This window comes from Pseudomonas sp. MDT2-39-1, assembly GCF_054898085.1.
Genome location: NZ_CM142716.1, coordinates 1086068 through 1107763, shown reverse-complemented (window position 1 = coordinate 1107763; position 21696 = coordinate 1086068). Strand labels below are relative to the sequence as shown.

General features: G+C 58.5%; 19 protein-coding genes, 2 tRNA genes, 1 rRNA gene and 4 pseudogenes. 14 read left to right on the top strand and 12 right to left on the bottom strand.

Annotated elements, in window-relative coordinates:
• Positions 1 to 253: 253 nt before the first annotated feature.
• Positions 254 to 556, top strand: a pseudogene (locus ACYZTM_RS05560) (aconitase family protein); the annotation flags it as partial.
• Here the strand turns inward: ACYZTM_RS05560 and ACYZTM_RS05555 are convergent.
• Together ACYZTM_RS05555 and ACYZTM_RS05550 are read right to left on the bottom strand one after the other, a co-directional pair.
• Positions 544 to 747: pseudogene (locus tag ACYZTM_RS05555) on the bottom strand (alpha/beta fold hydrolase); the annotation flags it as partial. The pseudogenes ACYZTM_RS05560 and ACYZTM_RS05555 sit on opposite strands and share 13 nt — an antisense overlap.
• 425 nt (positions 748 to 1172) lie before the next feature.
• Positions 1173 to 1631: a VOC family protein gene (locus tag ACYZTM_RS05550; protein WP_461987495.1), complete on the bottom strand. Its 459-nt coding sequence runs from the start codon at positions 1629 to 1631 to the stop codon at positions 1173 to 1175.
• Positions 1632 to 1885: 254 nt separating this feature from the next.
• Between ACYZTM_RS05550 and ACYZTM_RS05545 the strand changes: the two genes are divergently transcribed.
• From ACYZTM_RS05545 to ACYZTM_RS05535, 3 genes are all read left to right on the top strand, one after another.
• Complete coding sequence (locus ACYZTM_RS05545; RefSeq protein ID WP_461987493.1) at positions 1886 to 3100, top strand: SfnB family sulfur acquisition oxidoreductase; 1215 nt, start codon at positions 1886 to 1888, stop codon at positions 3098 to 3100.
• Between the two features lie 3 nt (positions 3101 to 3103).
• On the top strand, positions 3104 to 3769 hold the full coding sequence (locus ACYZTM_RS05540) for a methionine ABC transporter permease (RefSeq protein ID WP_461987491.1): 666 nt from the start codon (positions 3104 to 3106) through the stop codon (positions 3767 to 3769).
• A gap of 78 nt (positions 3770 to 3847) precedes the next feature.
• Positions 3848 to 4618 carry a MetQ/NlpA family ABC transporter substrate-binding protein gene (locus ACYZTM_RS05535; protein WP_461987489.1) on the top strand — a complete coding sequence of 257 codons (771 nt, stop codon included), beginning with the start codon at positions 3848 to 3850 and terminating at the stop codon, positions 4616 to 4618.
• Positions 4619 to 4710: 92 nt separating this feature from the next.
• On the opposite strand, the gene soxR is transcribed toward ACYZTM_RS05535, so the two are convergent.
• On the bottom strand, positions 4711 to 5184 hold the full coding sequence (gene soxR, locus ACYZTM_RS05530; RefSeq protein WP_461987487.1) for a redox-sensitive transcriptional activator SoxR: 474 nt from the start codon (positions 5182 to 5184) through the stop codon (positions 4711 to 4713).
• A gap of 95 nt (positions 5185 to 5279) precedes the next feature.
• Between soxR and ACYZTM_RS05525 the strand changes: the two genes are divergently transcribed.
• Complete coding sequence (locus ACYZTM_RS05525; RefSeq protein ID WP_461987485.1) at positions 5280 to 5645, top strand: antibiotic biosynthesis monooxygenase; 366 nt, start codon at positions 5280 to 5282, stop codon at positions 5643 to 5645.
• Here the strand turns inward: ACYZTM_RS05525 and ACYZTM_RS05520 are convergent.
• The 4 genes from ACYZTM_RS05520 to msuE form a co-directional block, all read right to left on the bottom strand.
• Complete coding sequence (locus ACYZTM_RS05520; protein ID WP_131060111.1) at positions 5642 to 6745, bottom strand: sigma-54 interaction domain-containing protein; 1104 nt, start codon at positions 6743 to 6745, stop codon at positions 5642 to 5644. The two genes, ACYZTM_RS05525 and ACYZTM_RS05520, sit on opposite strands and share 4 nt — an antisense overlap.
• A 38-nt stretch (positions 6746 to 6783) precedes the next feature.
• The gene (locus ACYZTM_RS05515) at positions 6784 to 7971 is read right to left on the bottom strand and encodes an acyl-CoA dehydrogenase family protein (RefSeq protein WP_461987483.1); all 1188 of its coding nucleotides are present in this window, start codon (positions 7969 to 7971) and stop codon (positions 6784 to 6786) included.
• Positions 7972 to 8104: 133 nt separating this feature from the next.
• Positions 8105 to 9250: an FMNH2-dependent alkanesulfonate monooxygenase gene (gene ssuD, locus ACYZTM_RS05510; RefSeq protein WP_131060113.1), complete on the bottom strand. Its 1146-nt coding sequence runs from the start codon at positions 9248 to 9250 to the stop codon at positions 8105 to 8107.
• Positions 9251 to 9260: 10 nt separating this feature from the next.
• Positions 9261 to 9824 (bottom strand): FMN reductase, encoded by a 564-nt coding sequence (gene msuE / locus ACYZTM_RS05505; protein ID WP_461987480.1) that lies wholly within the window; start codon positions 9822 to 9824, stop codon positions 9261 to 9263.
• A gap of 400 nt (positions 9825 to 10224) precedes the next feature.
• Here msuE and ACYZTM_RS05500 point away from each other — a divergent pair, with 400 nt between their 5' ends.
• The 4 genes from ACYZTM_RS05500 (at position 10225) to ACYZTM_RS05485 (ending at position 14447) form a co-directional block, all read left to right on the top strand.
• Positions 10225 to 10494 (top strand): hypothetical protein, encoded by a 270-nt coding sequence (locus ACYZTM_RS05500; RefSeq protein ID WP_131060115.1) that lies wholly within the window; start codon positions 10225 to 10227, stop codon positions 10492 to 10494.
• Positions 10495 to 10596: 102 nt separating this feature from the next.
• On the top strand, positions 10597 to 11211 hold the full coding sequence (locus tag ACYZTM_RS05495) for a LysE family translocator (RefSeq protein WP_461987478.1): 615 nt from the start codon (positions 10597 to 10599) through the stop codon (positions 11209 to 11211).
• A 204-nt stretch (positions 11212 to 11415) separates the two neighbouring features.
• A complete protein-coding gene (locus ACYZTM_RS05490; RefSeq protein ID WP_461987476.1) occupies positions 11416 to 12573 on the top strand; it encodes an aminotransferase class V-fold PLP-dependent enzyme in 1158 nt (385 codons plus the stop codon).
• 65 nt (positions 12574 to 12638) lie between these two features.
• Positions 12639 to 14447, top strand: coding sequence for an aminopeptidase P family protein (locus ACYZTM_RS05485; RefSeq protein ID WP_461987474.1), 1809 nt, complete (start codon positions 12639 to 12641; stop codon positions 14445 to 14447).
• Here the strand turns inward: ACYZTM_RS05485 and ACYZTM_RS05480 are convergent.
• A pseudogene (locus ACYZTM_RS05480) lies at positions 14440 to 15141 on the bottom strand (substrate binding domain-containing protein); the annotation flags it as partial. The gene ACYZTM_RS05485 and the pseudogene ACYZTM_RS05480 sit on opposite strands and share 8 nt — an antisense overlap.
• A gap of 63 nt (positions 15142 to 15204) precedes the next feature.
• On the opposite strand from ACYZTM_RS05480, the pseudogene ACYZTM_RS05475 reads away from it, so the two are divergent.
• Positions 15205 to 15674: pseudogene (locus ACYZTM_RS05475) on the top strand (zinc-binding dehydrogenase).
• Here ACYZTM_RS05475 and ACYZTM_RS05470 read toward each other — a convergent pair.
• Both ACYZTM_RS05470 and ACYZTM_RS05465 read right to left on the bottom strand, forming a co-directional pair.
• Positions 15671 to 16261 (bottom strand): 2-hydroxychromene-2-carboxylate isomerase, encoded by a 591-nt coding sequence (locus ACYZTM_RS05470; protein ID WP_131060119.1) that lies wholly within the window; start codon positions 16259 to 16261, stop codon positions 15671 to 15673. The pseudogene ACYZTM_RS05475 and the gene ACYZTM_RS05470 overlap by 4 nt on opposite strands.
• Positions 16262 to 16300: 39 nt before the next feature.
• Positions 16301 to 17029: an SDR family oxidoreductase gene (locus tag ACYZTM_RS05465; RefSeq protein WP_461987472.1), complete on the bottom strand. Its 729-nt coding sequence runs from the start codon at positions 17027 to 17029 to the stop codon at positions 16301 to 16303.
• 93 nt (positions 17030 to 17122) lie between these two features.
• Here ACYZTM_RS05465 and ACYZTM_RS05460 point away from each other — a divergent pair, with 93 nt between their 5' ends.
• A complete protein-coding gene (locus ACYZTM_RS05460; RefSeq protein ID WP_131060121.1) occupies positions 17123 to 17695 on the top strand; it encodes a TetR/AcrR family transcriptional regulator in 573 nt (190 codons plus the stop codon).
• Here ACYZTM_RS05460 and ACYZTM_RS05455 read toward each other — a convergent pair.
• On the bottom strand, positions 17682 to 17963 hold the full coding sequence (locus tag ACYZTM_RS05455; RefSeq protein WP_131060122.1) for a hypothetical protein: 282 nt from the start codon (positions 17961 to 17963) through the stop codon (positions 17682 to 17684). The genes ACYZTM_RS05460 and ACYZTM_RS05455 overlap by 14 nt on opposite strands.
• Positions 17964 to 18131: 168 nt before the next feature.
• The gene (rhtA, locus tag ACYZTM_RS05450; RefSeq protein ID WP_131060123.1) at positions 18132 to 19019 is read right to left on the bottom strand and encodes a threonine/homoserine exporter RhtA; all 888 of its coding nucleotides are present in this window, start codon (positions 19017 to 19019) and stop codon (positions 18132 to 18134) included.
• 661 nt (positions 19020 to 19680) lie between these two features.
• On the opposite strand from rhtA, the gene ACYZTM_RS05445 reads away from it, so the two are divergent.
• From ACYZTM_RS05445 to ACYZTM_RS05435, 3 genes are all read left to right on the top strand, one after another.
• Positions 19681 to 21219 (top strand): 16S ribosomal RNA (locus ACYZTM_RS05445).
• 123 nt (positions 21220 to 21342) lie between these two features.
• Positions 21343 to 21419, top strand: a tRNA-Ile gene (locus tag ACYZTM_RS05440).
• A gap of 9 nt (positions 21420 to 21428) precedes the next feature.
• Positions 21429 to 21504 (top strand) — tRNA-Ala (locus ACYZTM_RS05435).
• Positions 21505 to 21696: the final 192 nt, after the last annotated feature.

Genomic DNA, 21696 nt, shown 5'->3' with positions numbered 1-21696 from the left:
CACACACACAACCCCTGTAGGAGTGAGCCTGCTCGCGATAGCGGTGGTTCAGCCAACATCAACGTGACTGACACACCGCTATCGCGAGCAGGCTCACTCCTACAAGAGATGTGCATTCACTTCAGGCTGGGTGTTCCTCGATCCAACACGAACCATGGTTCACGGGATCACTGTCCGGCCATTGATGGCGATGGCCCACTCCCTAAGATGGAACTCAGACGCCTTTCACCCGCGAGCCTGAGCGAGCACCTCCATGACTCGAGCAAGAACCCTCTACGACAAACACATCGACTCCCACACGGTGTGTCGCGTCGATGACCAGTGCCACGTCCTGTTGTACATCGATCGCCAAGTCATCAACGAATACACCAGTCCCCAGGCGTTCAGCGGTTTGCGCGAAGCCGGACGCGGAGTCTGGCGTGGCGGAACCGCGCTGGCCGTGGTCGATCACGTCAACCCCACCGCCCCGGTGCGCGTCGCCGCCATGCCGGACCCCGGTGGCGCGCGGCAGGTGTCGTACCTGGCGGAAAACTGCCGGGACTATGGTTTGCCACTGTCACCGTTACCGCGCAGGTCGGCGGCGACCACGGTGAAGTGCTCGGCCAGTTGTTCGGCGACCTTGTGCCAGATGACGTGGGTCTGCGGGTGACCGTGCAGCAACAGCAGGCCCGGCCCGCTGCCGCCGATGCGGTAGGCAATGTCCACACCGTTGACGTGGCGCTGGTCTTTCAGGAATCCGGCGAACATGGGGCGAGTCCTTGTTGTAGTTGCCTGCATCCTGAAATCGTTGCGCGGTCAGGGCAAGGCGCAAAGCGTGGTGCGCTTGTTCATGAAGTGTGTTCGAGGAGATAGGCGGTGCCTTTGAGGGCCTCTTCGCGAGCAAGCCCGCTCCCACATTTGATCTTCATCAGGCACAAGTTGTGTGTTCACAGAAAATCAAATGTGGGAGCACTCTGGCTGGGCACCACGCTTGTACTGTTCGAGGTCGGCTCGTTCAACTGTTCGGGCTCAATAACCAGAGTGGAGAGGTGAATGGCAGCATGGGCTCCCACACGTGCTTTAAGCACCCCGGGCGTTCAGCTTGCCACTCACCGCTCTCATCCTCAGTCTAAATCCTGCGCAAGACACAAGCGGGCTTGCTCGCGAAGGGGCCATAGGCTCCACCGAGGATCTCAACCCTGCAGAAACATCTCCTTAGCCCGCTGCTCAATCTGCTCCTGCGTCAAATCCTCCTTGCGCGTAGCCAGGAACCACAAATGCCCATAGGGATCTTTCAACGTCCCCGAGCGGTCGCCATAAAACTGATCCTTGACCTCGGACACCACCGTGCCGCCCGCCGCAATCGCCTGTTTATAAGACTTGTCCACATCGTTCACATACAAATGCAGACCCACGGACGGCGATTTGTCCGGATTGCTCAACGGCCCCTGATCACACGGTGTGCCCAGCATGATCGGGCAATCGCCGATGCGCAGTTCGGCGTGGCCAATGCTGCCATCAGGCATGGACAGGCGCATGATTTCGGTGGCGCCAAAGGCTTTCTTGTAAAACTCGATGGCTTCGGCTGCTTTCTGAATGCCCAGATAAGGCGTGATGCTGTGATAACCCTCTGGTATGGGTTTGACGCTCATGACGGTGCTCCCTTGTTGTTGTGAGTTGAAGGTGTTCCTTCGCCGATTTCCGGTCGGATAACTATAGGTCAGCGCCTCTTGCGCAACCGAGTGCCCGACGAGCAGCAGCGTCACTGTTCAGCCATCAACAGTGCAGCAGCAGATTGCTCGGGTTTATCCTTTTTCAATCGACAAAACCCCTGAAAACACGGGGCGAAGTGATCGGCACAGAAGCTGCAATGTCCTTTCGAAAACATCAGTACCGAGAGACTTGTATGCCTGAATCTGCCGTTTATCCGATCAACCCGCCGGCCGCCCATCGGATCGCCGATGAAGCCGAAGCCTTGCGCGTTGCCGAGCGCGTGGCCGCGGTTTTGCTGGAACAGGACGCCGAACGCGACCGCACCCGCCAAGTGCCTGCCGAGATTGTCGACTTCTATTCCAACTGTGGCCTGTGGGGCATCAGCGTGCCGAAAGCGTTTGGCGGCGCGCAGGTGTCCTATGCGGTGCTGGCGCAGGTCATCGCGATCATCTCGGCGGCGGATCCCTCCTTGGGGCAGATCCCGCAAAACCACTATTGCCTGCTGGAAGACATTCGCCTGCAAGGCACACCGGAGCAACAGGCGTATTTCTTCGAACGGGCGCTGCAAGGCCATCGCTTTGCCAACGCCTTGTCGGAAACCGGTGGCAAGAACGTGCAGGACATTCAGGCGACCATTCGCCGCTACGGCGACGGCCATGTGATCAACGGCCGCAAGGGTTATTGCACCGGTTCGCTCTACGCCCACTGGCTGGCGGTGCTGGCGCTGGATGAAGAGCAGAAGGGCCAGTTGGCGTTCGTCGAGCGCGGAACGAAAGGGCTGGTGATCGTCGACGACTGGGACAGCATCGGCCAGCGCACCACGTCCAGCGGCACCGTGCTGGCCGAGGACCTGCACGTTTCGCCGTTCAATCTGTTCCCGACCTATCGCTCCTATGAAACGCCCACCCTGGCCGGCCCGTTCGCGCAGTTGACCACCGCGGCCATCGATGCCGGCATTGCCCGCGCAGCCCTGCGTGACACGGTCGCGTTCGTCCAGCAGTTCGCGCGGCCATGGATCGACGCGGGTGTGGAAAAGGCCAGTGAAGATCCGCTGACCATCATTCAGGTCGGTGGCCTGGAGATTCGTCTGGAAGCCGCCGAAGCCTTGCTGGAACGGGCGGGGCGAGCGCTGGATGCAGCGCGTCCGGCACCTGATGAAGACAACGTCGCTCAAGCGTCCCTGACGGTGGCCAAGGCCAAAGTGCTGACCACCGAAATCGCGATTGAGGCGACCAACAAACTCTTCGAACTCGGCGGCACCCGCTCGACCTTGAAGAAGCACAATTTTGACCGTCACTGGCGCAACGCCCGGGTCCACACCCTGCACGACCCGGTGCGCTGGAAGTACCACGTGGTTGGCAACTGGCTGCTCAACGGTGTGAAACCACCGCGCCACGACTGGTCGTGATCCGTGGCCGAATTGCTGAAAAACATATATTGGGCCGACATCGCCCAGGCCTGCCTCGACACCCTGAGCATGCTGGTTGCCGCCCTCGGATTCACCGTGTTGCTGGGATTGCCGCTGGGCGTGGTGTTGTTCCTCACCGGCAAGCGCCAACTGCATGAAGCCGTCGGGGTTCACCGGGTGCTGTCGGTGATCGTAAACATGCTGCGTTCGCTGCCGTTCATCATTTTGCTGATCGTGCTGATTCCCCTGACCACGCTGTTGGTTGGCACTTCGCTCGGCGTACCGGGGACTATCCCGCCGCTGGTGGTGGGGTGCACGCCATTCTTCGCGCGGCTGGTGGAAACCGCCTTGCGCGAGGTCGATCGCGGGGTGGTGGAAGCGACCCAGGCCATGGGCGGCACCACCTGGCAAATCATCCGCCACACCTTGTTGCCGGAAGCCCGGGGAGGGTTGCTGGCGGCGGTCACGGTGACCGCGATTGTGCTGGTGGATTACACGGCGATGGCCGGGGTGATCGGCGGCGGCGGACTGGGCGACCTGGCGATCCGCTACGGCTATCAACGGTTTCAGACGGACGTGATGGTGGTCACCGTGGTGCTGCTGCTGATCCTCGTTCAGGCCCTGCAAATGACCGGCGACCGGTTGGTGGCGCGCTACAGCCGACGATAAACATTGGATTTCGTTTTATTCAAAAGAAGGCCCCACGTCCACCTAACGACGGCCACTCAATCTGCTTAGGAGCACAGCATGAAAAAGACCCTGGCCATTCTGGCTGCCCTCGTGTCGTTGAGCGTTCACGCCAACGAAAAACTCGTCGTCGGCGCCACTCCGGTACCGCACGCGGAAATCCTCGAATTCATCAAACCGACCTTGGCCAAGGAAGGCGTGGACCTGGACATCAAAGTCTTCACCGACTTCATCCAGCCCAACCAGCAGTTGGCGTTGAAGAACCTCGACGCCAACTATTACCAGTACCGACCGTTCCTCGATGATTTCAACAAGACTCGCCACACCGACCTGGTGCCGGTGGTGGGCGTGCACATCGAACCGTTCGGTGCCTATTCGACCAAAATCAAAAACATCGCCGAGCTGAAGGATGGCTCCACCGTGTCGATCCCCAACGACCCGGTGAACACGGGCCGGGCGCTGGTGCTGCTGCACGAAGCCGGGCTGATCAAACTCAAGGACCCGAGCAACACCCTGGCGACCCAGCGGGACATTATCGACAATCCGAAACACCTGAAAATTCGTGAACTGGAAGGCGCGTTGCTGGCGCGTTCGGTGAGCCAGGTGGACCTGGCCTTTGTGTTCGCCAACTACGCCCTGCAAGCGGGGATCGATACCAACAGCGCGCTGATCGTCGAAAAGGGCAAGAGCCTGTACATCGAATTCCTCGTGGCGCGGCCGGACAATATCAATGATCCGGGTGTGCAGAAGCTGGCCAAGGCGTTGAACTCTGATGAGGTTCGGCAGTTCATTTTGATCCGCTACAAAGGGCAGATCGCGCCGGGGTTTTAGATCTTCGTTGGCTGTCAGCCCGCCTTCGCGAGCAAGCCCGCTCCCACAGTTGACCGCGATCCCCTGTGGGAGCGGGCTTGCTCGCGAAGGACTCAACCCGGTCTCGGATCAGTCGTCGATTCCAGCAGCTGCGCCCCCGGCCCCTGTTCCCCAAGCACATCACCAGAATTGCGTAACGGACACGCCTCCATCGACAAACACCCACACCCGATGCAGCCATTAAGCCGATCCCGCAACAGCACGAGCTGGTTGATCCGCTCATCCAGATCCCGACTCCACTGCGCCGACAACACCTTCCAGTCCGCCGCCGTCGGCGCGCGGTTATCCGGCAAGGCTTTCAGCGCCTCGCCAATCTCCGCCAACGGAATCCCCAACCGCTGGGCCACTTTGATCAACGCCACTCGCCGCAACACCTCCCGTGGATAGCGCCGCTGGTTGCCCTGATTGCGATTGCTTTTGATCAACCCCTTGGATTCGTAAAAGTGCAGCGCCGTGACCGCCACGCCGCTGCGCGTAGCCAATTGGCCGACGGTGAGTTCCTTGTGCAGATGTTCCGAGGTGATCATTTGAAAAATGCCTCTTGACCTCTAGTTAACTTGAGGTTTTACCCTGCAGGCCTTCGGATCGCAAGGTCCGGCTTACACGTCAGTGGGGACTCTTCATGCAAGCGCCAGAGAAAAATCGCAGCTTCACTCAGTTGATCGAATTCGAGATCGAACCCCATCAGCAACCCGCGTTGGTGTCGGCATTATCAAAGCAGACTGAACGTCTGGCCCAAGGCTACAGCGGTTTTCTGAGTGCGAGCATCCAGGCCAGCGACGATGGCCGGCGGGTGCTCAATTACCTGCAATGGCAATCTCGCGAGGCGGGGGAAGCCGCGTTTCAGAGCTTTGAAAGCGGCGAGCAGGATTTCTGGCAGCTGATCCGCGCGCATCAGGCGAAGACCGTGACCTTTGGCTCGTTCCAGGTGCTGCACAGTCTGGAGCGCAGCCACGACGACGCGCTGCACTGCAACCTGGTGAGTTAAATCGATAGCTGCATCAAGCGCTCACCCTGCACGTTTTCAGTGGGCCGGCGCTTATTGACCGCCAGTTCGCCGATCTTGATCAGCCGCGTGCGCGTGACGTTGCGGCTCAAGCCCAGCAGGGCGGCGGTGTGCACCTGGTTGTAATGGCTGAACCGATAAGCCGCTCGCAACAAGGCGTCCTCGACTTTTTCGTGGAGCGCACCGGCCTGTTCTTCGAAAAGCTTCTGAAAGGCCCGATCGAGCAAGGCTTCCGGTGAGTCGTCGACGTTGCTGTGGTGATCGTCCTGACGCTCGATACGCATGTTCGACAGGCGCAGGTCATCGCGTTCGATCACGCCGTTGCGGCAGATCAGCAGGGTGTGGTGAATCACGTTTTCCAGTTCACGGATGTTGCCCGGCCAGCTGTAGCTGCGCAGTTTCAGTTCGGCCTCTTTGCTGATGGTGATGGTGCCGTAACCCAGACGCTGGCTGTAGGCTTCGACGAAATGTCGGGTCAGCGGCAGGATGTCGCCGGGGCGGTCGCGCAGCGGGCTCAGTTCCAGGCTGACCACGTCGAGACGGTAGTACAAATCCTCGCGAAAATGCCCGGCGTTGATGGCTTTTTCCAGCTGCACGTTGGTCGCTGCCAGCACCCGCACGTCGATGGGAATGCTCTTGCGCGAACCGAGGCGCACCACTTCACGCTCTTGCAGCACGCGCAGCAACTTGACCTGAATCGCCATTGGCAAATCGCCGATCTCGTCAAGGAACAAGGTGCCGCCATCGGCCTCTTCGAACCAGCCGGCCTTGGCGCTCAAGGCACCGGTAAAAGCACCTTTTTCGTGGCCGAACAACTCGGCCTCCACCAGGGATTCGGAGAACGCGCCGCAGTTCACCGCCACGAACGGCCGGTTGCGTCGGGCGCTGAGGTTGTGGATATGTCGGGCCACCAGCTCCTTGCCGGTGCCGGTTTCGCCGATGATCAGCACGCTGGCTTCACTCGGCGCGACTTGTTGAATGTGGGCGAGCAAGGCCTGGGATTTAGGGTCTTCGAACACCTGCGCGGTCGCGCGGATCGAAGTGGCCAGAGCGGGCGAGGGCGGTAAGGTCAGAAGTTGCATCAGGCAGGCTCCATGAATGGAAAGCTATGAATAGAAAGCTATGAATAGAAAGTCGGGATCGGCAGGGACTGGTTCAGCGCCCAGTCACCCAGTTCATGGAGTTTGTAATCCACCGGGTCGTGCAGGGTCTGCGTGCGCAGGTTGCGCCAGTGGCGGTCCAGTCGCAGGGAGGCATGGGTCGAACGCGCACCAGTGACTTCGAACAGCCGGCTACAGATTTCCAGGCCATTGCGCGTTGCCGCGACTTTCGCGGTGGCGATGGCCGTGGCGAGATGCCCGCGTTCTTCGGCGCTGAGATTCGGGCCTTTGGCCCACGCCTTGTCGAGCAACTCGGCGGCACGTTCCACCAGCAGTCGAACGCCTTCGAGGGCGACCCAGAATTCGCCGTAATGGCCGAGTACATACGGATCCTGACGCACATCCTGCGCGCTGGATTTGTGCCACGGACGGGTTTCGGTGAGCGTGTATTGTCGCGCTTCTTCGAACGCACCTTCGGCAATGCCGAGGAACATGTGCGTGAAGGTCAGTTGGGCAATCAACGGCCGCAGGCAGGCGAACGGTGTGCTCAGCGGACCCGGATCGAGCAGCAGTTCCGATTCTTCGACCCGAACCCGTTCGAACGTCGCGCTGCCGCTGTCGGTCTGGCGCTGGCCCATGTTGTTCCAGTCGTTGTGCAGGGTGATACCGCTGCGACCGCTTGGAATCGCGGCGATCAACAGCTTGCCGCCGGCACTTTCGTCAACGGCCGAAGCGATCAGCATTTCCGAGTCAGTGGCACCGGAGCAGAAACTTTTTTTGCCGGAAAACTCCCGCCAGCCGCCGAGGTTTTTCACCACGGTGCGGGTGTCCAGCGGGTTGAGGGCATTGCCCCAGAACCAGTTCTTGCGCGCGGTCTGTTCAAACCACGGCTGCCACTGCTCGGGCCTGGCGAACAGGCGCACGGTGGCGAGCATCAGGTGATGGAAACCGAAGACGTGGGCGATCGAACTGTCGACCTTGGCGAACTCGCGCACGATGTTCAGGGTTTCACTCCAGCTGGCGCCGAGGCCGCCGTACTGGACGGGAATGCTTAACGCGAGCAGACCGCTGTGGCGCAGCGCGTCACGTTCAGCCTTGGGCGTACCGCCACGCTCGTCGCGCTCGACTGCGGTCAGGGCAAACTCGGCGGCCAACTGGCGGGCGGTCTGCAAGGGGGACAACAGGGCGCTTTGCGGCTTGGCAGTCACGCGGGGTTCCTCATATAAACGATGCCGTACCTGTAGGAGCGAGGCTTGCCCGCGAAGAGGCCATCACATTCAACACAAATGTCGACTGACAGATCGCCTTCGCGGGTAAGCCTCGCTCCTACAGGATCGTGGGTCAGGCTTTGGCGTGAGCCGGGAGTACGTCATTGGCAATCATTTCGCCAAACGGCCCGGTGAGGTTGGTGACGCCGCGCCCCGCGAGACTCGCGTACGGCTCGGGCAACAGCGGGAACACCAGTTCGGCAAAGCGATAAGCCTCTTCGAGGTGCGGGTAGCCGGAGAAGATGAAACTCTCGATGCCCAGGTCCGCGTACTCCTTGATCCGCGCCGCCACTTGCTGCGGGTCACCGACCAGCGCCGTGCCGGCACCGCCGCGCACCAGACCGACGCCGGCCCAGAGGTTGGGCGAGATTTCCAGGTTGTCGCGGCGCCCGTCATGCAACGCGGCCATGCGTCGCTGGCCTTCGGAGTCGAAACGCGAGAACGACTTCTGCGCCGCGGCGATGGTCTCGTCACTGATGTGTTCGATCAGTTTGTCCGCCGCTTTCCAGGCCTCCTCGGCCGTCTCGCGAACGATCACATGCAAGCGAATCCCGAACTTCACCGTACGACCGTTTCGCGCCGCACGCTCACGCACATCCGCCAGTTTTTCCGCGACGGCGGCCGGCGGCTCGCCCCAGGTCAGGTAGACATCAACCTGCTCGGCGGCGAGTTCATGGGCGGCTTCGGATGAACCGCCGAAGTACAGCGGCGGATGAGGTTTCTGCACCGGCGGATACAGCGCCTTGGCGTTCTGCACTTGCAGGTGTTTGCCTTCGAAGTCAACCGATTCGCCTTGCAGCACGCGGCGCCAGATTTGCAGGAATTCGTCGGTGACTTCGTAGCGTTCGCTGTGATCGAGGAAGATGCCGTCACCGCGGTTTTCATCCGGATCACCGCCGGTCACCACATTAATCAGCAAACGGCCATTGGACAGCCGATCCAGCGTGGCGGCCATGCGTGCCGAAACCGTCGGCGAGATGATCCCGGGGCGGATCGCCACCAGATACCGCAGGCGTTCGGTCAGCGGCACCAGCGCCGAGGCGATCACCCACGAATCCTCGCAGGAGCGCCCGGTAGGAATCAGCACGCCGTGGTAGCCAAGGCTGTCAGCGGCTTGCGCCACTTGTTTGAGGTAGTTGAGGGTCACCGGGCGCGCGCCCTGAGTGGTGCCCAGGTAATGGCCGTCGCCGTGGGTCGGCAGGAACCAGAAAACATCCATGAAGAAATCCTTAAGCGATTTTCAGCAGATTTTTGGGGGGGACGCCAAACAACGGCGCAGCGCGTTCTGCAGCAAGACGAATGCGGGCCTTCAAGGGCTCACTGGTTATTTGGTAATTGGCGAAATCGGCTTCGGTGGCGTAGACGCCAATCGGCAAGGTCAGGGCCTGGAAGAAACTGAACAGCGGCCGCAACTGATGATCGAGCACCAGCGCATGCCGTTCGCTGCCACCGGTGGCGGCCAGCAACACGGGCGTGTCGATCAGCGCGTTGAGGTCGATCAGGTCGAACAGGTGCTTGAGCAGGCCAGGGTAGGAACCGCGATAAACCGGCGCGGTGACGATCAGCAAGTCGGCGTTCTCGATCGCTTGCAGCTCGGCTTCGATCTCGGCGCTCAATTCCTGGCGCGACAGCGCGGCGCCCAGTGGCCGGGCGATGTCGCCCAACTCGATCTGCTTGCTCTCGATCGGTAACTGCTCGGCCAACTCGGCCAATAACGCTTGGGTCAACACCAGCGTGCGAGACGGACGCCAGGTACCGCCGGAGAGGGCAACGACTTTCAATGGACGCGACATGATCAGTTCCTTTTTAAACAGTTGCTCAGCGAGCAGTGAAGAGTCACTGACTTGAGCAAGAGCTGTACCAATCCATACAGGCCCCGTTTTACGGGGCTTGCAGCGCATCGGTCAGTTAACGCTGTGCGATTTCGAGGGCTGTTTGTTGAATGACTGTTGCGTGGCAAACAGTTGCGTGAGCAACAGTGCGTGGAGGCGATGAAGTTGTTATAGAGGCTCGTTGTTATTCCGTAAAAGACCTTAAATTAATATTTATAGATCGTTTGGAGATATGTGACTGACTGGCTAAGCGTCGTTAGCCAAATTCGATAGCCACTATCGAGAGCGTTGATTTCTGCCCATCGAAGGGCGCGAGTAGCCTGTGTTCATTGCCCCGAACCCAGATGCCAGGACGCCACAGATGAAACCTCTAATCGCCACTTTCTTGCTGCTCGCGGTCTCCGTTCTCGCCGGATGCGCCAGTCATGTTTCGCCTGAATTGCGGCCGTACACCGCAGAAGAAAGTCGCGAACTGGCGTTGGAAGCCTTGAATCGTCGTGGTTTGTCCTTCGACGAGTACCATGCGAAAAAAGCCGAATTGCTCGGCCAGCCGCAAAAATCGTTCAGTTTCGACAAGCAGGGCGAAATGAACGCAGAACGTGCTGTACAGCTTCACGGTCGTCCTAGCTGATCGTAAACTGTACTGCTCGAAGTTTCACGTAACTGTCCATGGGTTTCCCCCGGGGCGTGCGATAGGGTCATTACCTGACTGACTCTGATTGGACTGCCGCTCATGACGCTCTCGCTCGACCTGCTGATGGGCTTCGCCCTGTTTGCTCTCGTCACCTCAATTACTCCCGGCCCCAACAACACCATGTTGCTGGCATCGGGCGTGAACTTCGGCTTTCACCGCACCATCCCGCACATGTTGGGCATCACTTGCGGCTTCTTCGTGCTCGTCGTGGCAGTTGGTTTCGGTCTGGGCGCGGTGTTTAAGACCTATCCATTGCTCTATACGGTGCTGCGTTACGTCGGCGCGGCGTACTTGCTGTATCTGGCGTGGAAAATCGCCCATTCAGGTCCGGTTTCCGAGAGTGAAAAGGGCGACAGCAAACCGATAAGCTATCTGGGGGCGGCGGCGTTTCAGTGGGTCAATCCCAAGGCGTGGATCATGGCGATCGGTGCCATCAGCACCTACACGCCAATGCAGGGCTACTTCACCAATGTGATCGTGATTGCCGCGGTCTTTGCCGTGATCAACCTGCCGAGCGTTGGCGTCTGGGCCGGTTGCGGCACGTTGTTGCGCAATGTGTTGAAGGATCGTCGCTGGTTGCGGCTGTTCAACTGGGGCATGGCCTTGCTGTTGGTGGCTTCGCTGTATCCATTGATGCTCGAGAGCTTTAGCTGACACATCGCTTCAACCGGTTGGCCGATGCCTGTTAAGCTCGACTTCAGGAGCGTTCCTACGCACTTTTAAATGAAGTTGTTCTTCTTTAACGGCCTCCGATCAGGTATTTCTAACGCACTGAACGATCAGCGCAGCTCACGAGGTTGCGCCTTGATGGTTCAGTGACGAGCCTCCTGATCCCGGAACATGCTCTGCGAGTTCTCTATGAATAAACGTCCTCTGTATTTCGACTATGCCGCCACCACGCCGGTGGATGAGCGGGTCATCAAGGTCATGGTCGAGTGTCTGGGTTTCAACGGAAACTTCGGCAACCCGGCGTCCAGCTCCCATGCCTTCGGCCAACAGGCCCGGCAGACGGTCGAGCAGGCGCGGCGTCAGGTCGCCGAACTGGTCGGCGCCCAGGCGGAACAGATCGTCTGGACCTCCGGTGCCACCGAATCGAACAACCTTGCTCTCAAGGGCGTGGCCCAGGCTCGCGGGGTGTCCGGCGGCCACATCATCACCAGCCAGATCGAACACAAGGCCATCCTCGACACGGCGAAGCAGTTGCAGGACGCCGGTGTTGCCGTGACTTATCTGGTGCCTGACGCAGAGGGGCTGATTACTCCGCAAGCGGTCAGCGAGGCAATGCGCGAAGACACCTTTCTGGTGTCGCTGATGCTGGTCAACAACGAACTGGGCACGGTCAATGACATCGCGGCCATCGGCCAGATCGTGCGTGATCGTGATGCGTTGTTCCATGTCGATGCGGCTCAGGGCGCGGGCAAAGTCGCGATCGATCTTGCTGCATTGCCAGTGGACCTGATGTCGTTTTCGGCGCACAAGATTTACGGCCCCAAAGGCATCGGCGCCCTGTACGTCGGCCCACGCGCGCAGCAACGTTTGCAGGCGCAGATTCACGGTGGCGGTCACGAGGGCGGTTTGCGTTCCGGGACCCTGGCGACTCACCAGATCGCCGCCATGGGCGTGGCCTTCGCCTTGGCGGCGGTCGGGTTCGAGGAAGAAAAAGCCACGATCGTGCGGCTACGCGAACGCTTGCTCGAACAACTGCTGGGCATCCCCGGCGTTCGGCTCAATGGCAGCCTGACCCAGCGCATTCCCCATACCCTGAGCCTGACCTTCAACGAAGGAGAGTTCAATTCCGCGGCGCTGAGCAACTCGATCGCATTTTCCGCGACCTCGGCCTGTAACTCCGCCAGCAATGCGCCTTCCCATGTGCTGCTGGCCCTGGGGCATGACGCCCGCTCGGCGAGTCGCACCATCCGCTTGAGTCTTGGCCGGTTCACCACCGAGCAGGACATCGACCAAGCGGTACAACTGATTAAAGCAGCCTGCGCCAGTGCCCCGGCATTCTGGCAGTAAGGCCTGAAAGTGCCGGCGTTGATCGGCACTCAACAATAATGATGAAGTGATTAGCAGGAGACATGATGAGTACGCAGCTTTCGATCAATGGATCGGTGCCCGAGCGCCTGGCGCAAACCCGCGAACTGATGAGCCGGGAGGGCATTCATGCCCTGCTGGTGCCGTCGGCCGATCCGCACCTGTCCGAATACCTGCCGGGCTATTGGCAAGGGCGTCAGTGGTTGTCGGGCTTTCATGGTTCGGTCGGCACACTGATCGTTACCCCTGACTTTGCCGGTGTCTGGGCCGACAGCCGTTATTGGGAACAAGCGACCAAGGAACTCAACGGCAGCGGCATCGAACTGGTCAAGCTGCAACCGGGTCAGCCAGGCCCGCTGGACTGGCTGGCCGAGCAAACTCCTGAAGGCGGCGTGGTCGCGGTGGACGGTGCGGTAATGGCCGTGGCGTCGGCGCGTACGCTGGGTGGCAAACTCGAAGAGCGCGGTGCGCGTCTGCGTACCGACGTCGACCTGTTGAGCGAAGTCTGGAGTGACCGTCCGACACTGCCGAACGAGCCGATCTATCAACACTTGCCGCCTCAAGCGACCGTCAGCCGTGGTGAAAAAATCGCCAAACTGCGTGAGGTCTTGAAGGGTCGTGACGCTGACTGGCACTTCATCGCAACCCTCGATGACATCGCCTGGCTGTTCAACCTGCGTGGCGGCGACGTGTCGTTCAACCCGGTGTTCGTTTCCTTCGCCTTGATCAGCCAGGAGCAGGCCACCCTGTTCGTGGCCCTGAGCAAGGTCGATGCCGAGCTGCGTGCGGTCCTCGAACAGGACGGCGTGACCCTGCGCGATTACAGCGAAGTGGCAGACGCCTTGCGTGCGGTGCCGAGTGGCGCAAGCCTGCAAGTCGATCCGGCGCGCGTGACGGCCGGTTTGCTGGATAACCTGAACAGCGGCGTAAAACTGGTCGAAGGTCTGAACCCGACCACCTTGGCCAAATCACAGAAGAGCCTGGCCGATGCCGAGCATATTCGTCAGGCCATGGAGCAGGACGGCGCAGCGTTGTGCGAATTCTTCACCTGGCTGGACACGGCGTTGGGTTCTGAACGCATCACTGAGCTGACCATCGACGAACACCTGACGGCCGCGCGTACTCGACGTCCCGGGTACGTTTCGCTCAGTTTCAACACCATTGCCGCCTTCAATGCCAATGGAGCGATGCCGCACTACCACGCCACCGAAGAAGAGCACGCGGTGATCGAGGGCGATGGTCTGTTGCTGATCGACTCCGGCGGTCAATACTTGGGGGGGACCACCGACATCACGCGGATGGTGCCGGTCGGTACGCCGACGGATGAGCAGAAACGTGATTGCACGCGGGTGCTTAAAGGCGTCATTGCGTTGTCCCGAGCTCAATTCCCTCGTGGCATTCTCTCGCCGTTGCTCGATTCGATTGCCCGCGCGCCGATCTGGGCCGAAAGCGTAGATTACGGACACGGCACCGGTCATGGCGTCGGCTACTTCCTCAACGTGCACGAAGGTCCGCAGGTCATCGCCTATCAGGCCGCCGCAGCCCCGCAAACCGCGATGCAACCGGGCATGATCACGTCGATCGAACCGGGTACTTATCGCCCAGGCCGTTGGGGTGTGCGGATCGAGAACCTGGTGTTGAACACCGAAGCGGGCAAGAGCGAGTTCGGCGAGTTCCTGAAATTCGAAACCCTGACCCTGTGCCCGATCGACACCCGTTGCCTGGAACCGTCGCTGCTGACGTTGGACGAGAAGCAGTGGTTCAACGCTTATCACGCCGAGGTGCGCGAGCGCTTGAGCCCGTTGCTGGATGGCGCGGCCCTCGAGTGGCTGAACACCCGCACTGCGGCTATTTGATCGGTTGGAGTTCAGGCGTTGTTTCGAGCGCCTGACTCATGTAGTCGACAAAGGCTTTGACCCTGGCGGATTGGCGACGATTCGCCGGGGACACGGCATGAATCGGCAGCGACTGCGCGGTGTAGTCCTGCAAAATCGCGGTCACTCGACCGGCGTTCAGATCCTCACTGAACAACCACACCGGCGACAACGCAATCCCCAGTCCTCCCAGCACCAACTCGCGGATTGCCTCGGAGTTGTTGCTTTGCGCATTGCCCTTGATTCGCACTTCGTGACGTTGGGCGCCTCGCCCATAAATCCATAGGTTCTGACTGTTCAGCAGGTTGAATTGCAGGCAATTGTGTCCGCGCAGTTCTTCCGGTGTTGTCGGCTGGCCGTGTTGCTTGAGATAGCCTGGCGCAGCGACCGTCACCCGGTGGGTGGTGCCGATGCGGCGGGCGATGAGGCCGCTGTCTGTCAACTCGCCGATTCTGAACGTAACGTCCAGGCCTTCGCTGAGCAGGTCCTGATTCTGATCACTGAGTTGAAGGTCTATCTGAACCTGGGAGTGTTGTTGCAGAAACTCTGGGAGTCGCGGTGCAATCTGCAAGCGCCCGAAACTGACGGAGGAACCGATCTTCATGTTGCCGGCAACGGTTTCGCGTCCTGATTGGAAACTGTGTTCAGCCACGTCCACGGCCGCGATATAGCGTCTTATCGGCATGAGTGAGTGAGAGGAAGGTCGGTCCTACAGCCACCTCTTACGGGAATTTGCGAAATGACTGACTCATTTGAAATGCGTGCTCTGATTGTTGATTCGGCCAATGGGCCTTTACGCTTGGCTACCATCCAGCGACCCGTGCCTGGACCGGGTCAGGTGTTGGTCAGGATCAAAGCCAGCGGGGTGAACCCGTTGGATGCAAAGATTCGTTCGGGGCAGGCTGCTCATGCACGTCTCGGGTTTACGAGGGGCATGTTGTGAGCTGTCTCGGATGGGGGCAACACAGTTTGGCGCCGCTGTCGTTTCGGGGCGCGACCTACTCCGGGGTGTTTACCTTGTTGCCATTGTTGACCGGCAAGGGAGGCGAGCATCACGGGCAGATTCTTCGGGACGCCGCTAAGTTGATTGAGGCCGGTCAGCTGAGGCCGTTACTCGACCCGCGGCAGTTCACATTGCAAACCGCCGGGGCTGCCCATGAACTGCTCGCTAATGGAGCGGCTCAAGGTCGCTTGGTCATCGAGATTTAACTCAGGGCCTCAAGGACGAAGTCCAGCCGATCCTGACCGAAGAACATCTGATCACCGACAAACATGCACGGTGCGCCGAATACACCTCGTAGGACCGCTTTCTCGGTGTTGTCCTTGAGAGCAGCTTTGACTTCTTCGTCGGCGGTGAGCGCCAGTACCTCGTTCGGATCGAACCCGTTTTGCGACAGCACGGCTGCAACAGTCGCCGGATCATCGAGGTTGCGTCCCTCGACCCAGAGTGCGTAGAACAGGCAATCGATAAACGCGTGGAAGCGTTCGGGATGACGCAGCTGCATACCCGTGACGGCACGCATGAGCATCAGGGTATTGATAGGAAAGTGGGGGTTGAACTTTAGTGGTACGCCGTAACGTTTTGCGTAGCGGTCCAGGTCCTGAAACATGTAGCGACCTTTGGCCGGGATGGTTGCCGGTGACGCGTTGCCGGTGGCTTTGAAGACCCCACCCAGCAGCATCGGTTTGTAGATCAGCTGGCTGTCGGTCTGCTTGCAGATTTTCGGCAGTTGGGTGTACGCCAGGTAGGTGGCGGGGCTGCCCAGATCGAAAAAGAACTCCACGGTTTTGCTCATGGTCGGTGCGCTCTGCTTATTGTTGTAGGGGAGGAGGGCTTACCAGCGTTCGTTCCAGGGGCGCAGATCCAGCTCGAAAGTCCAGGCGTCCCGCGGCTGGCTGTGCAAGTACCAATAGTTCTCGGCGATGTGTTCGGGATTGAGGATGCCGTCCTCGTCCTTGGTCGCGTACTTTTCCGGAAAGCTGTTGCGAATGAAGTCAGTATCGATGGCGCCGTCGACTACGACATGGGCGACATGAATGTTCATCGGCCCCAGTTCGCGGGCCATGCTTTGAGCCAGTGCGCGAATTCCGTGCTTGGCGCCGGCGAACGCTGCAAACCCCGCCGCCCCGCGCAGGCCAGCGGTGGCACCGGTGAACAGAATCGTACCGCGTTGGCGCTTGGCCATCCGCTTGGCCACTTCACGAGCATTGAGAAAACCCGAGAAACAGGCCATTTCCCAGATCTTGAAATACTTGCGGGCGGTTTCTTCGAGAATGCTGCACGGCACATTGGCGCCGATGTTGAAAACGAACGCCTCGATGGGGCCTATCTCGGTTTCAATCTGCTCGACCAGCGCAATCACGTCCTCTTCCTTGCGTGCATCACAGGCAAATCCGTGGGCGTCACCGCCATTGGCCTTGATTGCATCAACCAACGGCTGGAGTTTGTCAGCGCTGCGACGGGTGACGCAGGCAACGAAACCTTCCTGGGCAAAGCGCTTGGCTATGGCGCCGCCGGTTGCATCACCTGCGCCGACAACCAGTACGACCTTCATGTTGTTCATGGGTAGATCCCCTTTGCTAAACGATCGTTAACTGAACGAACGTTATGCTAGGATTTGGTATGCGTCAAGACGGTCAATCCTGAGGGCAAGGCAATGCGTTACTCGGCCAATCACAAGCTGGAAACAAGAGAGAAACTGCTGACAAGCAGCGCGGTGTCGGCCAAAAAGTCCGGTTTTTCCACAGTAGGTGTCGACGGGCTGATGAAGGCGATCGGCTTGAGTGGCGCTGCTTTCTACAGTCATTTTTCCTCGAAGGACGAACTGTTCGCCTCGATCGTCGAGCGCGAGTTGTGCCAAAGCCTGGAGCGATTGGGGGCTGATCAGGATCGCGACAGACTGGAACGTTGCCTGAAGCACTATCTGAGCATGGCCCATGTCGAGCACCCGGAGTCCGGTTGTGCGTTACCTGTATTGGGAGCCGAAATTGCCCGTTCAGATATCGCTATTCGCCAGCAGGCGGAGATCTGGATTTGTCAGCTGCAGGAGAGTTGGGCGAGGATCCTGGAAAGCGACAGCCTGGCATGGTCGGTGCTGTCGCAATGCATCGGTGCGTTGGTGGTGGCGCGAATGTTGGCCACTCCAGACATTCAGCGCACCGTGCTGAAGTCCAGTCATCATGAGATTGGCCGCCAGATTGCCGGGCGGCATCAATCTACTTGCAGATAACGATCATGCTTCGGCTGGTATAACCGGCAGGGTTGAGACCAAATGGATAATCGCCTGGCTCTTCCACGGCATCCCCCGACTTGGCGATGACCTTGTAACCCTTGGGCGCGCACGAGTTGGCGGCGCTGGTGTAGCACTTGTCCCAGGATGAGGAGAGCCCTGAACAGTTGATATGCAGCCCTTTTTTGCCATGTTTGACTTCTGTTTTCGATGTCGCCGCGCAGCCCGCAACTGCAAGTACGGCGATCAGTAGCAAAATTCGTTTCATTACTGTCCTTATACCGTTCCCGGATCTCGTGCCCGGGTCTGGCTGCATTCGCTTTCAATTGAAGCGTTCTGATATCCCTATCCTGAAAAATCCATGTCTGGCACTGGGTTACGGGCCTAAACATGGCCTAATTGAGCGGCAAATACCAGAACTGCGTCAAATCCTGTATCAATCCGCCGCGACCGCAGGCTTGGCAGCGCTTCCCATGGTCATGGTCGCTCCGACGGAAGCCAGAATGATGCACATGATCGCCATCCACTGTGACAGCGTGAGGTACTCGTGGAGGAACAGCAAACCTGACAGCGCGCCGAAAGCGGGTTCAATGCTCATCAATGTGCCGAAGGTCCGGGTTGGCATTCGGGTCAGAGCGACCATCTCCAGCGTGTAGGGCACGGCGGTGGACAGAAGTGCGACAGCGATGGCCACGGGGATCAATGACGGAGTTAGCAGGGCGGCACCGGCATGGACAATGCCGATAGGGGCGACGAACAGTGCGGCAATCATCACTCCCAGAGCTGCGGTCTGCACCCCATTGTCGGCGCCGGCCTTCTGGCCGAACAGGATGTACACTGCCCAGCAGACACCCGCGCCCAAGGCATAACCGGCACCTACCAGGTCGATTCCCGCAGTGGTCGCTCCTGTCGGTATTAATAGCAGCAAGCCGATGGCAGCGAGGGCTATCCACAAAAAGTCGATCGCGCGGCGTGAAGCATAGATAGCCACCGCCAGTGGTCCGGTGAACTCCAGAGCTACGGCAATCCCCAGGGGGACGGTGCGCAGAGACATATAGAAGAGGAAGTTCATGCCGCCCAGTGCCATCCCGTAGACGATGACGGTCCGCAGGGACTTTGCGGTGAGCTTTGCCCGCCATGGGCGTAAAAGGACGAGCATGATCACGCTGGCGAAGATCAGCCGCAGGGTGGTGGTCCCTTGAGCGCCGATAATCGGGAACATGCTTTTAGCCAGTGACGCGCCGGACTGGATCGACGCCATGGCTATTAATAGCAGGCCAACCGAGAACAGGGTCGAGGCGAGGCTGCGGGGATGGTCATTCATTTGCGTGGCATCGTCCGAAGTAGTGTTGCTTTGTGTGTTGGGCAATATACTGCGCATTCGTGACGGTTGCGTCTATATATAAGCGATGATTTTGAGCGTCCTGGTAGAAAAGCCAAATTAGGGGTTGACGGCAGATTCTGGAAGTCTATAATTCGCCCCACTTCCGGCGCAGTCGAAACGGAAAACTCCTTGGTAAACAAAGAGTTACGCAGTTTTCGGCAGCGAGTTGCTTCAGTTTATCGAAGCCCAGAAGGAGTTGATCAGGCAGGGTTGTTTAGCTTGATTGACGGTTCGATCTTCTCGGTCGAAAGCGGAGAAAAAGAGGTGTTGACAGCAGCGAGTAACGCTGTAGAATTCGCCTCCCGCTAACGAGAGATCGGAAGCGCAAGTGGTTGAAGTTGCAAAGGAAACTTTGAAAACTTCTGAAAATAACCGCTTGACAGCAACAGAGGCTGCTGTAGAATGCGCGCCTCGGTTGAGACGAAAGATCTTAACCAACCGCTCTTTAACAACTGAATCAAGCAATTCGTGTGGGTGCTTGTGGAGTCAGACTGATAGTCAACAAGATTATCAGCATCACAAGTTACTCCGCGAGAAATCAAAGATGTAACCAACGATTGCTGAGCCAAGTTTAGGGTTTCTTAAAAACCCAAAGATGTTTGAACTGAAGAGTTTGATCATGGCTCAGATTGAACGCTGGCGGCAGGCCTAACACATGCAAGTCGAGCGGCAGCACGGGTACTTGTACTTGGTGGCGAGCGGCGGACGGGTGAGTAATGCCTAGGAATCTGCCTGGTAGTGGGGGATAACGCTCGGAAACGGACGCTAATACCGCATACGTCCTACGGGAGAAAGCAGGGGACCTTCGGGCCTTGCGCTATCAGATGAGCCTAGGTCGGATTAGCTAGTTGGTGAGGTAATGGCTCACCAAGGCGACGATCCGTAACTGGTCTGAGAGGATGATCAGTCACACTGGAACTGAGACACGGTCCAGACTCCTACGGGAGGCAGCAGTGGGGAATATTGGACAATGGGCGAAAGCCTGATCCAGCCATGCCGCGTGTGTGAAGAAGGTCTTCGGATTGTAAAGCACTTTAAGTTGGGAGGAAGGGCATTAACCTAATACGTTAGTGTTTTGACGTTACCGACAGAATAAGCACCGGCTAACTCTGTGCCAGCAGCCGCGGTAATACAGAGGGTGCAAGCGTTAATCGGAATTACTGGGCGTAAAGCGCGCGTAGGTGGTTTGTTAAGTTGGATGTGAAATCCCCGGGCTCAACCTGGGAACTGCATTCAAAACTGACAAGCTAGAGTATGGTAGAGGGTGGTGGAATTTCCTGTGTAGCGGTGAAATGCGTAGATATAGGAAGGAACACCAGTGGCGAAGGCGACCACCTGGACTGATACTGACACTGAGGTGCGAAAGCGTGGGGAGCAAACAGGATTAGATACCCTGGTAGTCCACGCCGTAAACGATGTCAACTAGCCGTTGGGAGCCTTGAGCTCTTAGTGGCGCAGCTAACGCATTAAGTTGACCGCCTGGGGAGTACGGCCGCAAGGTTAAAACTCAAATGAATTGACGGGGGCCCGCACAAGCGGTGGAGCATGTGGTTTAATTCGAAGCAACGCGAAGAACCTTACCAGGCCTTGACATCCAATGAACTTTCCAGAGATGGATTGGTGCCTTCGGGAACATTGAGACAGGTGCTGCATGGCTGTCGTCAGCTCGTGTCGTGAGATGTTGGGTTAAGTCCCGTAACGAGCGCAACCCTTGTCCTTAGTTACCAGCACGTAATGGTGGGCACTCTAAGGAGACTGCCGGTGACAAACCGGAGGAAGGTGGGGATGACGTCAAGTCATCATGGCCCTTACGGCCTGGGCTACACACGTGCTACAATGGTCGGTACAGAGGGTTGCCAAGCCGCGAGGTGGAGCTAATCCCAGAAAACCGATCGTAGTCCGGATCGCAGTCTGCAACTCGACTGCGTGAAGTCGGAATCGCTAGTAATCGCGAATCAGAATGTCGCGGTGAATACGTTCCCGGGCCTTGTACACACCGCCCGTCACACCATGGGAGTGGGTTGCACCAGAAGTAGCTAGTCTAACCTTCGGGAGGACGGTTACCACGGTGTGATTCATGACTGGGGTGAAGTCGTAACAAGGTAGCCGTAGGGGAACCTGCGGCTGGATCACCTCCTTAATCGACGACATCAGCTGCTCCATAAGTTCCCACACGAATTGCTTGATTCATTGAAGAAGACGATAGAAGCAGCTTTAAGCTCCAAGCTGATAGCTCACAGCTAACAGTTACGCGCTCGAAATTGGGTCTGTAGCTCAGTTGGTTAGAGCGCACCCCTGATAAGGGTGAGGTCGGCAGTTCGAATCTGCCCAGACCCACCAATTTTGTATGGGGCCATAGCTCAGCTGGGAGAGCGCCTGCCTTGCACGCAGGAGGTCAACGGTTCGATCCCGTTTGGCTCCACCATTAACTGCTTCTGCTGTTAGAGTTTAGAAATGAATATTCTGAAGTGAATATTGATTTCTAGTCTTTGATTAGATCGTTCTTTAAAAATTTGGGTATGTGATAGAAAGATAGACTGAACGTTACTTTCACTGGTAACGGATCAGGCTAAGGTAAAATTTGTGAGTTGCTCTTAATTGAGTATTATCGAATTTT

What these genes read in the sequence shown, in the direction of transcription:
- ACYZTM_RS05550 (WP_461987495.1), bottom strand. Translation starts at nt 1,631, where the DNA reads ATGAGCGTCAAACCCATACCAGAGGGTTATCACAGCATCACGCCTTAT.
- ACYZTM_RS05545 (WP_461987493.1), top strand. Translation starts at nt 1,886, where the DNA reads ATGCCTGAATCTGCCGTTTATCCGATCAACCCGCCGGCCGCCCATCGG.
- ACYZTM_RS05535 (WP_461987489.1), top strand. Translation starts at nt 3,848, where the DNA reads ATGAAAAAGACCCTGGCCATTCTGGCTGCCCTCGTGTCGTTGAGCGTT.
- soxR (WP_461987487.1), bottom strand. Translation starts at nt 5,184, where the DNA reads ATGATCACCTCGGAACATCTGCACAAGGAACTCACCGTCGGCCAATTG.
- ACYZTM_RS05525 (WP_461987485.1), top strand. Translation starts at nt 5,280, where the DNA reads ATGCAAGCGCCAGAGAAAAATCGCAGCTTCACTCAGTTGATCGAATTC.
- ACYZTM_RS05520 (WP_131060111.1), bottom strand. Translation starts at nt 6,745, where the DNA reads ATGCAACTTCTGACCTTACCGCCCTCGCCCGCTCTGGCCACTTCGATC.
- ssuD (WP_131060113.1), bottom strand. Translation starts at nt 9,250, where the DNA reads ATGGATGTTTTCTGGTTCCTGCCGACCCACGGCGACGGCCATTACCTG.
- msuE (WP_461987480.1), bottom strand. Translation starts at nt 9,824, where the DNA reads ATGTCGCGTCCATTGAAAGTCGTTGCCCTCTCCGGCGGTACCTGGCGT.
- ACYZTM_RS05500 (WP_131060115.1), top strand. Translation starts at nt 10,225, where the DNA reads ATGAAACCTCTAATCGCCACTTTCTTGCTGCTCGCGGTCTCCGTTCTC.
- ACYZTM_RS05495 (WP_461987478.1), top strand. Translation starts at nt 10,597, where the DNA reads ATGACGCTCTCGCTCGACCTGCTGATGGGCTTCGCCCTGTTTGCTCTC.
- ACYZTM_RS05490 (WP_461987476.1), top strand. Translation starts at nt 11,416, where the DNA reads ATGAATAAACGTCCTCTGTATTTCGACTATGCCGCCACCACGCCGGTG.
- ACYZTM_RS05485 (WP_461987474.1), top strand. Translation starts at nt 12,639, where the DNA reads ATGAGTACGCAGCTTTCGATCAATGGATCGGTGCCCGAGCGCCTGGCG.
- ACYZTM_RS05470 (WP_131060119.1), bottom strand. Translation starts at nt 16,261, where the DNA reads ATGAGCAAAACCGTGGAGTTCTTTTTCGATCTGGGCAGCCCCGCCACC.
- ACYZTM_RS05465 (WP_461987472.1), bottom strand. Translation starts at nt 17,029, where the DNA reads ATGAACAACATGAAGGTCGTACTGGTTGTCGGCGCAGGTGATGCAACC.
- ACYZTM_RS05460 (WP_131060121.1), top strand. Translation starts at nt 17,123, where the DNA reads ATGCGTTACTCGGCCAATCACAAGCTGGAAACAAGAGAGAAACTGCTG.
- ACYZTM_RS05455 (WP_131060122.1), bottom strand. Translation starts at nt 17,963, where the DNA reads ATGAAACGAATTTTGCTACTGATCGCCGTACTTGCAGTTGCGGGCTGC.
- rhtA (WP_131060123.1), bottom strand. Translation starts at nt 19,019, where the DNA reads ATGAATGACCATCCCCGCAGCCTCGCCTCGACCCTGTTCTCGGTTGGC.